We start from the raw sequence: 12,918 nt of genomic DNA, 5'->3' as shown, positions 1-12,918 counted from the left end.
TAGAATCAACACAACCTATTCATAGGTGCAAGCGGCCAGATTATTTTGTCAGGGTTGCTGGATTTTTCGGCGCCAAGCCTGCGAACTTCCCCACCTCATTGCGCGCTGACAGAAGGCCAATCAGTGTACCTGGACCTCCTACGCAGCCTCCCGGACAGGCCATCCCCTCGACCAGTTCGGGCGATGTTTTGCCTGACTTGATGTCAGCCAGCATGGCCCTGCAGTTGCGAAGCGTATCTGCCCTGGCGACGGCAATATTCTCTTTGCCGTACTTCTGCCGGGCAGTCTCAGCAATCGCTGTGGCTACTCCTCCGGCCACGGCATACCCTCGACCAAGCGCGCTCGCTTCATCCGGGAATTCGACTGGAGTGATTTCTGCCAGATCTATATCCTTAGCGACGAAAATGGCCGCCAGCTCCTCGAAGGTGAGGACATGGTCAACGTAAGGCTGCATCTCAGGCTCAAGCGCCTCGGCTTTTTTGGCAATGCAGGGGCCTATAAAGACTACACGGGCTGATGGATCCTGATCCTTGATGATCTTTGCCGTCTCGACCATGGGCGTAAAGCTCTCAGCGATATTGTCTGCGAATTCGGGGAAATGCCGGCGCGCGGTCTTGACCCATGAGGGACAGCACGAAGTGCCAAGAAAAGTTTTGTGTTGCGGATTGTCCGGGCTGGACTTTTCGGCCAGCCGTTTCGCCAGAAGAAGTGTATCACAATCCGCTCCCAGGGCTACTTCTCGTACGCCCCTGAATCCCACTGCGCGTAAACCTGCTACGATTGCTCCAGGCGAAGCCAGGCGGCCGAATTGTCCAACGAAAGAAGGTGCGAGTATTGCGTAAGGGCGGCGGTCCTCCGGGCCCATGAGTTGGTGCAGTATCTGGACCAACTCGGTTTTATCGGAAATCGCGGCAAAAGGACAGGAAACCGTGCATAAGCCGCAATTGACGCACTTGTCCTGATCGATTGTGGCGTACCCATCCGGATCTGAGTGGATGGCATCAACGCCACAGGCTGCCGCGCAGGGCCTAACCATGCGCGTGATCGATTGGTAGGGGCAGGCTTTGACGCACTTCATGCATTTGACACATTTTTTCTGGTCGATAAAGGCTTTGCCTCCATTCGGGAAGGAAATCGCATTCACGGGACACACGATGGAGCAAGGATGGGCCATGCAAGACTGGCACATGTCTGTGACGATGACTTTATCCTCTGGGCACTTTTCGCACGCAGCGCGTATCACATTGACCAAGGGAGCCGAAATGACTTTTCTGTCGGTAAAGGCTTCTCCGATCCCTGCCGATACGGGCGTGTTGTCCCTCTCTTCAATAAGGGGGAGGCCAAAGGCGAGCCGGATACGTTGTTTCACTATGGAGAGCTCGCGGTAAGAGCAACAGCGGTAGGTAGGCTTACCCATATCGATGATATCAAAAGGCAGGTAGTCGATGTCTTCGGGTTTTTTGCCTGCCAGGACGAACCTCGTGACACCGACGAATATCTTGCGCCTGATATCGGTGCAAGGCGTGTAGAGACCGCGCATCCTCTCGAATACTTCAGGCACGTTGCGTCTCCTCGATGATCCGGGCTGTAGCCAGGCGCTCGATCTCTTCCATCACTATTTCGGGTGTTGCGTTCAAGAGGACCTTGTTTTCAATTTCCACCACTGGTGAATTCCGTCCGCCATCACATGCTTTGTTTTTGCAGGGTACGGCTTCTACCTCGATAAAGGCGCTCAGATCGACATCGTTTTCGAGCATATCCAGGAGCGTTTCACTACCGGCGTAACAGCAATTTGTGCCGACGCACACGCGCACCTTGATCGGTTTCATCTTCTTTATCCTCCAGAGCGCAATTCACCCTTTTAAACTATTATCGCATGCGTTCTGACACTGTTCAATTGTTCTTCGATCTCTCCCTCGTTCAGCAGGGAATACCAAACAAAATACACCAATCGTTCACACTTCCTTCATATGGCTTCTGTATGCTTTCAAAAGATGAATGCATATGAATCATGGAGGTTTTTATGAAACGAGTTGGCGTTGTATCATTATTGATAGCTCTGATAGTTGCTGGTGCGCTCTTTGCGCAAGGCATGATGGGCGGCAACTACTATGGCGGGTCTGGCATGATGGGAAATTGGGATTACATACCACCTGGAGACGCGAAGCCTTTGAGTATCGAACAAGCAAAGGATCAGGCGCAGAAATATCTGTCGTTATGGGGCTATGACGATCTCACAGTTTCCGAAGTAATGGAATTTTCGAATCATTTCTATGTTGAAATCGCGGAAAAAGAAGGCAAAAACAAGGCCTTCGAGTTGCTTTTGAACAAGTATACCGGTGCAGTTTCTCCGGAACCGGGTCCAAACATGATGTGGAACCAGAAATATGGCCGCATGACTGGTTCGATGATGGGGGGCAATTTCATTGCTCAAAGCGAAACTGACTCGATGACCATTTCCGAGGCCAAGGCTCATGATCTGGCTCAGAAATTTCTGGATGCCCAGAATACAGGGCTTAAGGTCGAAGATGGAGCAGATCGCTTCTATGGCTACTATACGATCCATGTTCTGAAAGACGGCAAAACCTATGGAATGCTGGGAGTAAATGGCTATACCGGACAGGTCTGGTACCACAGCTGGCACGGCGCGTTTATAGATATGAAAGAGTTCGATGGCTCGATGTAAATTAGGTTGGACGAGGCTGGAAGCCGGCACGCGGAAATCTGAATTACATATTAGGTTACCGAACTGGTTCCGCTCTTTGGATTATTTTTTGCGCCATCAAGGTTAGTCGCTTTGATGGCGTTTTTTTGTCCAATTCTATTGGAGACCGCACATGCTAAGCACTTGCGAATTTGTAAAATATTGTCAGTCTAGTGACAGAATTTAATATAAAATTGTCAGTCAATTGACAGCAGTAATGTGGGCGCTAGAGCGGAAGGGCCGAGGTTGTTATGCAGGACGGACTGCTGGAATTGCTGCAAATGAAGCGAGCTGCCCAGGGGGAATCCTGAACAGCCCGTTTTTTCTGTGATAAGGGGCGCGCAGCCGAAGCACGCCGGTATACTGCAAGTAAAAATCAGTTCAGCTAATCGACAAATGGCTCGGCAAAAGCGCCCTGGCTAGGCCCCGAATCCCGTCAGCGCATGCGCGACCAGATTGGTGAGCGACTCGACCTTCATGCCCAGCCCATAATGTTCGTTCAGCTCGGTCAACTGGGTATGACAGTTCTCGCAGGCTGTACAGATTGTGTCGGCTTTCGAAGCGCGCATCTGGTCAACCTTGACCTTGCCGGTCTTCATACGGAATTCATGCTCGCCGAGCGAAATAAGCCCGCCCCCGCCACCGCAGCACCAGTTGGCTTCCTTGTTGGGCGTGAGTTCCACGAACTTGTCCGTCAGCTTGCCGATGATATAGCGCGGCTCTTCCATGACACCGCCATTTCTGCCGAGCTGGCAGGGGTCGTGGTAGGTAAGTGTTCCCGAAATTGTGCCGGGCTTGACTTTGATTCGCCCTTGCTCGATGTAGCGGGCGATGAGCTCGACGATCGACACAATCCTGAAGGGATGGGAGCCGGTCATGAATTTCAGCACTCTGGTTGCCGTGCCGCACTCGACGACCGCGACTTCCTTGACTTTGAGGCGCTCGGCTTCCATGATGATTCGTTTTGCGATAAGGCGTTGCTTTTCTCCATCGCCGAGCCACGCTGCGAAATTCACCGCCTCGAAATGACTGATGGTCCAGTTTTCGCTTGCCGCGTTCAGAATCGCCGCGGCAGGCACAATTGAATGCTTCCCTGAAAGCCCGACATACAGAACATTGGCGTTTTCAACGTCTATGGGAATGGCTGGGCGTCCCGGCGGGGTTGGTGCGAGTGCTTCGACTTCGGGCGCAAGGTTGTTGAGGGCTGCGATGTAGTCGTTGGCGGTTTCCTTCCATGTTTCGCCCTTGGCGATGGACATGTCCGAGAGCATGGCGAGAATCTGTGGCTGTTTCTCAGCTCCGATAAGCAGAAGCTTTGCAATATTCATGACCTGCTGGGTATCGATGCCGAAGGGACAGACGGTGACGCATCGCCGGCAGCCGGTGCAGGAGAATGCAGCTTCGTACGCCATATTGACGCTTTTGTCATCGAGTTCGATGACTTCGCCGAGCCAGGGCGCTATTTTGCCTTGCATCTTGAAATAGCGCTTGAAGAGCTTGCGGACTACTTCGGCGCGGCCGACGGGCGTGTACTTCGTTTCGGGCATCGCCTGGTAGACATGGCAAGCCTCGACGCAGAGTCCGCAATGGGCGCAGGTGTCGAGATACAGACGCATGGCCTTGTTCAGCTTGGATTCGAACAGCTTTTTCAGTGCTTCTTGTGTTGCTGCTTCCATGGCTCACCTCCTCCTCAGCAGATTCAGCGGCAGACTGAAGAAGGTGTGCACGATTTTGGTAAATGGCAGTATCATCATAAATAATTCAGCAAGAAAAACGTGCAGAACCACAAAGTGATAATGCGAGCCATGCAGAACCGTGCGCGGATCGACAAAGGAGAAGCTTTTCAGAATACCGAAATAGTTCTTGAAGTCCGCCTTTGTCATAACGAATCCATTCGCGGTCCACGAATTTCCCCAGCTGATCATGTCGCCCAGCAGGAAGATAAACAGCAGAAGCAAAAGCAGAAGATAATCCGATGGGACGGAGATGTGGCGCTCCTGACCCTTGAACCTCCGGAACAGGAAGTAGAAGGTCGGAATCGTTACAGACAAGCCGACAGCTCCCGCGCCGATCATGTGGCGCGATTCAGGTGGCATCAGGTTCACGCCAGGGAACAGATCGAGATGCCCAAAAAACAGGAAGAAAATTCCGATGTGGAACATCATGAGGAAAAACCAGAACAGCGGTTTTTCTTTCCGGATCATGGGCATGCCGAAGGTATCCCCGAGCGCCGCGAGGAAGGGGCGCTTTTTGGCAGGATATGTCTTCAGCGAAAAGGCGGGAATTGGGGCGCGCACGATCGACACAATCTTGGCAACAATGCCGACAATCATCACGATGACCGAGATATACACAAGCGGTACCATGATGAAGTAGTACAGCTTGTCCAAAAAGAGCGCGAAGCCTGTATGCACGACAGCCTGGCTTGCGGCGCTGACTGCTTGCGGATCCATGATACGACCTTATTTCTGGCGTTTGACAAAAAAGTGAATGACGCCGCTTTCCTGTTTGTTTTCCAGGACTGCATTGCCGGTCGACTTCGCCCAGGAGGGGACATCTGCGAGCGAACCCGGGTCGGTAGTGAACATTTCAATGACTTCGCCAACCTTAATTTTGGCAATTTCCTGGCTCAGCCGGACAATGGGCATCGGGCATGCAAGCCCTTTGCAATCGAGTGTTTTTGCGACTGTGTAATCTGACATACTATTCTCCTCTTAAAATAAAATTTGCAAAATCAGATAAAAAGCTGAATCGCCGATTCTTTGGCATCGTTCAGGAATGTTGCTACGCCGCACACATTGAGATGGGGATAGTCGATCATTTCCTCGCGCTTGAGATCCATCAGATCCATGGACATCTGGCAGATGTTGATCTGCACGCCCAGCATGCCTGCAGCCTCAAAGAGCTGGTCGAGGCTGGCGACGTTCTTCTTTTTCATGAGATCCTTGAGCATTGCGGTTCCCATGCCAGCCATGTGCATCTGGGACAGTTTGAGCTTGTTTCTGCCTTTTGGGAGCATAAAGCCAAACATTTTGCCCATGAAGCTCTTGCCGTTCACCTTTTTTGCGGGATCGCGAAGCGCCGAGGTGCCCCAGAAGGTGTAGAACAGCACGACTTTCATGCCCATCGCCGCGGCTCCTGTCGCGATAATGAGCGCAGCGATCTGCTTGTCGAGATCACCCGAGAAGATGACCATCGAAAGCTTGTTTTCCTTGCCGGGCATCGCTTCAAGCTTTGCTTTGATGTCGGCAAGTTCTTTTTCGATATCCATGCTTCCTCCTTTGGGAAATGAATGCTTGGGAGAGAGTTATAGGTGTGACGAGGCTAGAGGTCGCCTGTGCGGCAGCCTTCGAGACAATGAATAAGGTCGACCAGGCGGGGTTGTTTGATGCTGTATGTGGCAAAGCCTTTGACTCGGCGGTATTGGACAAGATCGGCCATGCGCAGAATTCTCAATTGTTGAGACACGACAGACTGCGGGACACCGAGCAATTGCTCGAGCGCGCTTACAGTCGCTTCATTTTCGATGAGGAGCGCGACAATCCGCAATCGCACAGGATGTGCAAGAGCCTTCAAAAGGTCCGCAATAACGGCCGCACGCGATGCGTCATGCTTGAGATCAGCCATAAGAAAGCCTTCTTTCGAGCTGATATAGACTATAGCAAAATTAAGATATCAAGATATGCAATTATCATCATATGCCTGTGATCAAAATGTGTCAACGGAACATGAGCAAAGCTCTGCTCTGCTTCCCAGAAAGTAATATTTATGCAATAGTTTTGTGCACTATGAAGTCCATCCTGCAGGTTATCAAAGAAGGACGGCCGGTGCTCTTCGATGGGGCTATGGGGACAGAGCTGTACAAGCGGGGCGTCTTCATCAATCGCTGTTTTGAGGAAGCGAATCTTGCTGCTCCCGAGCTTGTGCTTTCGGTGCACCGCGATTATCGGGATGCGGGGGCTGAGGTCCTTACGACAAACAGCTGGGGTGCAGGCCGGTATAAGCTTGCAAGGCACAATCTGCAGGACCACGTGCAGGAAATAAACAAGCAGGCTGCTTCTCTTGCGCGCCAGGTTGCCCAGGACAGTTTGTACGTCGCGGGTTCGGTGGGGCCTCTGGGCCCGCGCCTCGAGCCTGTCGGAGCGCTGTCCGAGCACGATGCGCTGGATGCATTCCGCGAACAAATGGAAGCGCTGATAGGCGGCGGAGTCGACTTCATACTTCTGGAAACATTCGGAGACGCAGCCGAGGCTGCACAGGCAGTGCGAGCAGCGCGCAGCATTGCAACCTCTGTCCCTGTTTTCGCGAGCATGACAATCGATATGAGTGGCAACCCGCTTTTCGGGCTGACGCTTGAAGAGGCCATGGATCGCCTGATCGAGGCCGGCGCCGATGTCATCGGGCTCAATTGCTCAGTCGGGCCTCAGCCCATGCTGAGGGCAGCCAAGAGGATGCATTCGCACCGCAGTGATATTCCTTTGCTTATTGAGCCGAATGCGGGCATGCCGCGTCAGATTGAAGGCCGAATGATGTATATGTCGACGCCTGAATATTTTGCAACCTATACGAAATATTATTTGCAGGAAGGCGTGCGCTTTGTGGGAGGCTGCTGCGGCACGACGCCTGACCATATCCGGTCGATGGCGCGGACGGTGCGCCAGTATCGCGCCATGTGCAAAGACCACGATTTTGCTGGGGAAGAGTGCGCTGGCAAGGGGCTTGGCGACAGGGGGCCCGGTGGCAGGGGGCCTTCGGAAATCTCCGGCGCGGGCAAGATTGTCTCCTTTGTCCCAATTGGCTCGAAGTCAGGCGGAGCGAAGCCGGAGGCTGGCAAAGCTGAGGTGGAACGCATTCCCTTTGCCGAAAAGTCGCAGCTTGCGGCGAAGCTGGCACGGGGACAGATGGTCTATTCGCTCGAACTGGTTCCTCCTTCTGGTACCACGCTCGACACCATTATCGACAAGGCTCGAATCGCGAAGCAGGCAGGCATCGACGCCATCAATATCCCTGATGGACCGCGCGCGACATCGCGCGTCAGCACGCTTGTCACCGCAATCATGATCGAACAGCAGGTGGGGCTTGAGACCATTCTTCACTACACCTGCCGCGACCGCAATCTCATCAGCATGCAGGCAGACCTTCTCGGCGCCCATGCGATTGGCTTGCGCAATATACTCTGCATCACTGGCGATCCGCCCAAGCTTGGAGACTATCCCGATGCTACTGGCGTGTTCGATATCGACTCCATCGGCCTTACGCGCATGATTTACCGCCTGAACGGTGGCTTTGACATTTCCGGCAAGCCGATAGGCAAGCCGACCGGTCTGTCGCACGGAGTAGGCGTCAATCCGGGTCGCGCCAACTTCGAAACAGAAATGGAGCGGTTCCGCAAGAAAATTGACGCAGGCGCAGAGTGGGCAATTACCCAGCCGGTTTTCGACAGAGCAGTCATGGAAGAATTTCTCGATTATATAGAACGAAATGGCTTGCATATCTCCATCATTATGGGCATTTGGCCGCTTTCCAGCTTGAAAAACGCTCTCTTTATGAAAAATGAAGTACCGGGCATCGAAATTCCGGATGAGGTCATTCAGCGTATGGAACATTGCGCAAGTGCCGAATCAGCGCGCGAGGAGGGAGTGGCGATTGCGCGCGAATTGTACGAATCGCTGAAAGGGAGTATCCAGGGCGTCCAGCTTTCCGCTCCCTTTGGACGCATCGACTTGGCGCTGAGGGTTATCGGAAAATGAAAAGAAGCGAAAAATACGCGTTGCTCGAGCGTCTGGCTTTTGAGCGGATTCTGATTCTCGATGGCGCGATGGGAACGATGATCCAGCGCAGGCGCCTTTCCGAAGCGGATTTCCGCGGGCAGCGCTTTGCGGACCATCCAGTGAATCTTGCAGGCGACAATGATGTCCTTTGCCTGACTCGGCCCGATGTCATTCGCGATATTCATCGGGCCTACCTGGAGGCGGGAGCCGACATTATCGAGACCAATACCTTCAATGCGACTGCCATAAGCCAGGCGGACTACAAGCTGGAACCATGGGTGAGGGAGATTTCCAGGGCTGGAGCGAGCCTTGCGCGCCAGGCATGCGATGAAGCACAGGCGAGCAATCCGAAGAAGCCTCGTTTTGTTGCAGGCTCTATTGGGCCGACAGCAAAATCGCTCAGCATCGCTCCTGATGCTTCCGACCCCGGCAAAAGAGCCGTGAGCTTTGACGAGATGGCTGCTGCGTACCGGGAATGTGCGCTGGGACTCATCGAAGGCGGGGCGGACGTGCTTCTGATCGAGACAGTGTACGATACTTTGAATGCTAAGGCTGCGATCTGGGCCATACATTCAGTGTTCCGGGAATTGGGCAAAGAACTTCCCCTCATGATTTCCGGTACGATTGCGGATGCCTCGGGACGCCTGCTCGCTGGTCAGACGGCGCGCGCGTTTTGGCACTCGATTGCACATGCCGAGCCTTTTTCCATCGGTTTCAACTGCTCGATGGGTGCGGAGAGCCTTCTTCCTTTTGTTGAAGAGATTGCTGAAGAAGCGGAGTGCGCAGTGAGTCTGCACCCCAATGCCGGCATGCCCAACGAACTCGGTGAATACGACGATAGTCCCGAAAATATGGCACGAGTATTGCGCGAATTTGCGCGCGGCGTCGAAAAGAATGAACGGCATGGGGCGAACATCATAGGCGGTTGCTGCGGCACGACTCCGGAGCATATCAGAGCGATTGCGGAAGCTTTGGATGGAATTCGACCGCGCTTTTTCCGCCCCAAGACCTTTGCTTCCGGCTGGAGCTCCCACCAGAAACACAGCGTGCTTGCAGGCCTAGAGCCGCTCGATATAAGCCCCGAAACGCTGTTTGTCAACATCGGTGAGCGAACCAATGTCGCAGGCTCCCGCGCCTTTGCAAGGCTTATAAGGGAAGGCAAACTGACCGAGGCACTCGAAGTCGCCCGGGCGCAGATCGAAGCTGGCGCCCAGATCATCGATATCAACATGGACGACCCGCTCATCGATTCAGCCAACACCATGGCACGCTTTCTCGATCTTGTCGCAGCCGAGCCTGATATCGCGCGCGTACCGGTCATGCTCGATTCTTCCAATTGGAACACGCTTCTGGAGGGCCTCAAACACCTTCAGGGCAAGGGCATTGTCAATTCAATCAGCCTGAAAGATGGAGAGGAAACTTTCCTGGGGCGGGCTCGGACTATCCGGCGACTTGGTGCAGCCATTCTCGTTATGGCGATGGACGAGCATGGTCAGGCTGAAGACTACGAACGCAAAATCAGCATCTGCGAGCGCGCGTACCGATTGCTTACCGAGCAAGCGGGCATACCGGCCGAGGACATTATTCTCGATCCGAATATTTTTGCGATTGGCACTGGTATCGAGGAGCACCGGAACCACGCCGTGGATTATATCGCCGCCGTCGCGTGGATAAAGCGCAACCTGCCAGGGGCTCTTGTCTCGGGTGGGGTGTCCAATCTCTCGTTTGCCTTCCGCGGCAATGAGGCTTTGCGCTCGGCGATGCATGCTGTTTTTCTGTACCATGCGAGAGCAGCTGGCATGGACATGGGCATTGTCAACCCTGCCCAGCTCGTGCCATACGATGAAATCCCGCCTGATATCAGGGAGAGGATCGAAGATCTGGTGCTGAACCGAAGGCCGGATGCTGCTGAACGGCTGATCGAAGTTGCAGCGGGTCTTTCGGGCTCAGCTTCTGGTCAGCCTGGCGAAGCGAGCGAAAAACTCTCTCCGAAGGATCGGGTTATTCATGCGCTTGTATCCGGCAAGTCCGAGACACTGAAAGATGATATCGAAGAGCTTCGACGCCAGTATGCCCGTGCCCTTGAAATCATTGAAGGGCCGCTCATGGAAGGCATGAACAAGGTGGGTTCGCTCTTTGGGGAGGGCAAGCTTTTTCTTCCGCAGGTCGTTAAAAGCGCGAGGGTGATGAAGGAAGCGGTGCACATACTTCAGCCATACATCGAGGCTGAGCAGGCGGGACAGCCTTCCAGCAGGGGGAAAATTCTGCTTGCTACGGTCAGGGGCGATGTACACGACATAGGCAAAAATATAGTTTCTCTCATACTTTCCTGTAACGGCTATGAGGTGATCGATCTTGGGGTGATGGTGTCTTCCGAACGTATTGTAGAAGCGGCAATCGAATACCGCGTCGATGCAGTCGGGCTTTCCGGCCTTATTTCGCCCTCGCTGGAAGAGATGGGAAGAGTGGCTTCGCTGATGGAAGCACGCGGCTTACACATACCGCTGCTGGTTGGTGGCGCTACGACAAACCCGCTCCATACGGCACTCAGGATAGCTCCTGAGTACTCTGGTCCGGTTATCCACGTGGGCGATGCCTCCCAGGCGCCCGGCGTGATGGACAAGCTTCTTTCGGAAGGACGGCGCAATTCCTATCTGGAACAGGTACGGATGGAACAGGAGAACACGAGGACTCGTTATCAGGAAGGGCGGGAACTTGTGCGCTATGTGAGTCTTGAGGAGGCGCGGCGCAATGCGAGTGCTTCCAACCTTGTGCCGCCCGTACGTCCCCACGAGCCTGGTCCGGCTGTGCTTGCTTTTAAAGTAGCTGACCTTGTTCCCATGATCGATTGGTCGCATTTCTTTAGGGCATGGGGCCTTAAAGGGCGCTATCCCGACATTCTTCAGGATCCGCAGAAGGGCGAAGAGGCGCGCCGGTTCTATCGAGATGCTATGGAACTCCTCGAACGTGCTGCCCGGAGTGGCCTTCTTGAGGTAAAGAGCGTTTTCGGAATATTTCCCGCTGCTCGCGCGCAGGACGATATCCTTATTTACGCAGGAGAAGACAGAACTAGTCTTCGGGCCAGGCTTCCATGCCTGCGTCAGCAGCGTTTCAAGCCGGAAGGCGGCTATCTGTGCCTCGCGGACTTTCTGCAGGCAGCGGAAAGCGGCAAACCTGACTGGATTGGAGCCTTCGCAGTAAATGCTGGGGGCAATCTTGAAGAGAGCAAGATTGCGCTGGATGCAAAGGCCGACGACTACCGTGCGCTTTTGATAGCGAGCCTGGCTGATCGCCTGGCCGAAGCGGCTTCGGAGCGCCTCTACATGCTCGTCCGGGACGCCTATTGGGGATTCGGCTGTTCCGGAGTCGAGGGAATCCGGCCCGCCCCGGGCTACCCTACCTGCCCTGATCACAGGGACAAGGCGCTCATTTTTTCCTTATTGGATGTGAATCAGCGGATTGGTCTTTCGCTCACCGAATCGTTTATGATGAGGCCCGCGTCCGCCGTGTGCGGCTGGTACTTTGCAAGCCCTTCAGCCCGCTATTTTTCGGTGGGGAAAATAGGGCGGGATCAGGTCGAGGATTACGCGGCCCGGCGAGGAGAGCCACCCGAGGTTGCCGAAGCCTGGCTTATCGGTGCGCTCAATTATGACCCTTCGGCAAAGGCTTCAAGCGAAAACATCCCTGCATGCCCATCCTGTCTCCGACCACGATAAGAGCGCCGAGTACTTCGCTGGCTTTGCGCAAGCTTGCGAGTGCTGGCTCGATATCATCCGCTGTTTGTACCATATTGCCGGCTGCTGTCGCCCAGGCATCCGCGGTTGCAGCATCGCGGCAGAGAATCACCGCGGCGTCAGCATAGCCAAAACTTAATGATGGGCCGACAGTCCCGCTCGATGTACATAGCCCGCATGGCGAAAGCTCGGGCTGTATCTCGATACCAAGAACACCCGAGAGCGGCGAATTGCCCGCAAATACTGCAATTTCAAGAGGGCTTGAGAAAGCGAGCCAGAGATCGCCGCCATTTTCGACAATTATTTCCTTACAGCCGAAGGCAGAAATGAGCGCTCTGCCGACATGTTCTGCTATTGCCCCGGCTACGGCCGCCATCGGGCCGACGCCAGCCTTCAGGCCCGCCTGGAGCATGGCCCGCACCACAGGCGGGGCCGAAAGGTCGTCGTCCATTGGTGCAAGGGTTTCAAAAAAGTTCGCAGCTGACTTCCGGGATCTGCCATACCCCTCAATTTGCTTCCGGGCATCCATGAGTGCCGCTATTGCCGTCCCCTCCATTCCTGGGCTCCAGGACTCGGGAGAAACACCGATCCAGAGGTCGCTTTCCTTATACTGGATAGTCCATGACCGGAAGCGCTTACCCATGGTGTCCCGGTAGAAGCGCTCCCGGACGGGAGCTCCGCGGTGCGGCCTACCCGCGCCCTTGCTCAT

At 54.4% G+C, this 12,918-nt stretch carries 11 protein-coding genes; 3 read left to right on the top strand and 8 right to left on the bottom strand.

The window, feature by feature from the left end; all coding sequences use genetic code 11:
• Positions 1 to 40: 40 nt before the first annotated feature.
• Both GAP13_RS02855 and GAP13_RS02850 read right to left on the bottom strand, forming a co-directional pair.
• A complete protein-coding gene (locus GAP13_RS02855) occupies positions 41 to 1,561 on the bottom strand; it encodes a monomeric [FeFe] hydrogenase (protein ID WP_158905992.1) in 1,521 nt (506 codons plus the stop codon).
• Positions 1,554 to 1,829 (bottom strand): NAD(P)H-dependent oxidoreductase subunit E, encoded by a 276-nt coding sequence (locus GAP13_RS02850; protein ID WP_158905990.1) that lies wholly within the window; start codon positions 1,827 to 1,829, stop codon positions 1,554 to 1,556. Before GAP13_RS02850 ends, GAP13_RS02855 begins: the two co-directional genes overlap by 8 nt.
• Before the next feature lie 194 nt (positions 1,830 to 2,023).
• On the opposite strand from GAP13_RS02850, the gene GAP13_RS02845 reads away from it, so the two are divergent.
• Entirely contained in the window at positions 2,024 to 2,686 is a 663-nt protein-coding gene (locus tag GAP13_RS02845; RefSeq protein WP_158905988.1) for a hypothetical protein, read from the top strand.
• Positions 2,687 to 3,123: 437 nt separating this feature from the next.
• Here the strand turns inward: GAP13_RS02845 and GAP13_RS02840 are convergent, their stop codons facing one another.
• The 5 genes from GAP13_RS02840 to GAP13_RS02820 are packed head-to-tail and all read right to left on the bottom strand — an operon-like array spanning position 3,124 to position 6,331.
• A complete protein-coding gene (locus GAP13_RS02840) occupies positions 3,124 to 4,380 on the bottom strand; it encodes a (Fe-S)-binding protein (RefSeq protein ID WP_158905986.1) in 1,257 nt (418 codons plus the stop codon).
• 3 nt (positions 4,381 to 4,383) lie between these two features.
• On the bottom strand, positions 4,384 to 5,157 hold the full coding sequence (locus tag GAP13_RS02835) for a respiratory nitrate reductase subunit gamma (RefSeq protein ID WP_158905984.1): 774 nt from the start codon (positions 5,155 to 5,157) through the stop codon (positions 4,384 to 4,386).
• 9 nt (positions 5,158 to 5,166) lie between these two features.
• Positions 5,167 to 5,406 carry a sulfurtransferase TusA family protein gene (locus GAP13_RS02830; protein ID WP_158905982.1) on the bottom strand — a complete coding sequence of 80 codons (240 nt, stop codon included), beginning with the start codon at positions 5,404 to 5,406 and terminating at the stop codon, positions 5,167 to 5,169.
• A gap of 32 nt (positions 5,407 to 5,438) precedes the next feature.
• Positions 5,439 to 5,975, bottom strand: a complete 537-nt coding sequence (locus GAP13_RS02825) for a DsrE/DsrF/DrsH-like family protein (RefSeq protein ID WP_186338813.1) — start codon at positions 5,973 to 5,975, stop codon at positions 5,439 to 5,441.
• Between the two features lie 53 nt (positions 5,976 to 6,028).
• Entirely contained in the window at positions 6,029 to 6,331 is a 303-nt protein-coding gene (locus GAP13_RS02820) for an ArsR/SmtB family transcription factor (RefSeq protein ID WP_158905980.1), read from the bottom strand.
• 161 nt (positions 6,332 to 6,492) lie between these two features.
• On the opposite strand from GAP13_RS02820, the gene GAP13_RS02815 reads away from it, so the two are divergent.
• Positions 6,493 to 8,454 (top strand): bifunctional homocysteine S-methyltransferase/methylenetetrahydrofolate reductase, encoded by a 1,962-nt coding sequence (locus GAP13_RS02815; protein WP_158905978.1) that lies wholly within the window; start codon positions 6,493 to 6,495, stop codon positions 8,452 to 8,454.
• On the top strand, positions 8,451 to 12,191 hold the full coding sequence (gene metH / locus GAP13_RS02810; protein WP_158905976.1) for a methionine synthase: 3,741 nt from the start codon (positions 8,451 to 8,453) through the stop codon (positions 12,189 to 12,191). Before GAP13_RS02815 ends, metH begins: the two co-directional genes overlap by 4 nt.
• Here metH and GAP13_RS02805 read toward each other — a convergent pair.
• Positions 12,118 to 12,918 (bottom strand): UPF0280 family protein, encoded by an 801-nt coding sequence (locus GAP13_RS02805; protein WP_158905974.1) that lies wholly within the window; start codon positions 12,916 to 12,918, stop codon positions 12,118 to 12,120. The genes metH and GAP13_RS02805 overlap by 74 nt on opposite strands.

Source organism: Rectinema subterraneum, assembly GCA_009768935.1.
Classification (GTDB): Bacteria; Spirochaetota; Spirochaetia; order Treponematales; family Rectinemataceae; genus Rectinema; species Rectinema subterraneum.
The sequence above is the reverse complement of the archived record's forward strand: the minus strand, read 5'-3'. Positions and strand labels throughout refer to the sequence as shown.

Coding starts and splice junctions, on each gene's coding strand:
- GAP13_RS02850 (WP_158905990.1), bottom strand. CDS start 1,829: ATGAAACCGATCAAGGTGCGCGTGTGCGTCGGCACAAATTGCTGTTAC.
- GAP13_RS02845 (WP_158905988.1), top strand. CDS start 2,024: ATGAAACGAGTTGGCGTTGTATCATTATTGATAGCTCTGATAGTTGCT.
- GAP13_RS02840 (WP_158905986.1), bottom strand. CDS start 4,380: ATGGAAGCAGCAACACAAGAAGCACTGAAAAAGCTGTTCGAATCCAAG.
- GAP13_RS02835 (WP_158905984.1), bottom strand. CDS start 5,157: ATGGATCCGCAAGCAGTCAGCGCCGCAAGCCAGGCTGTCGTGCATACA.
- GAP13_RS02830 (WP_158905982.1), bottom strand. CDS start 5,406: ATGTCAGATTACACAGTCGCAAAAACACTCGATTGCAAAGGGCTTGCA.
- GAP13_RS02825 (WP_186338813.1), bottom strand. CDS start 5,975: ATGGATATCGAAAAAGAACTTGCCGACATCAAAGCAAAGCTTGAAGCG.
- GAP13_RS02820 (WP_158905980.1), bottom strand. CDS start 6,331: ATGGCTGATCTCAAGCATGACGCATCGCGTGCGGCCGTTATTGCGGAC.
- GAP13_RS02815 (WP_158905978.1), top strand. CDS start 6,493: ATGAAGTCCATCCTGCAGGTTATCAAAGAAGGACGGCCGGTGCTCTTC.
- metH (WP_158905976.1), top strand. CDS start 8,451: ATGAAAAGAAGCGAAAAATACGCGTTGCTCGAGCGTCTGGCTTTTGAG.
- GAP13_RS02805 (WP_158905974.1), bottom strand. CDS start 12,918: ATGAGCAAGGGCGCGGGTAGGCCGCACCGCGGAGCTCCCGTCCGGGAG.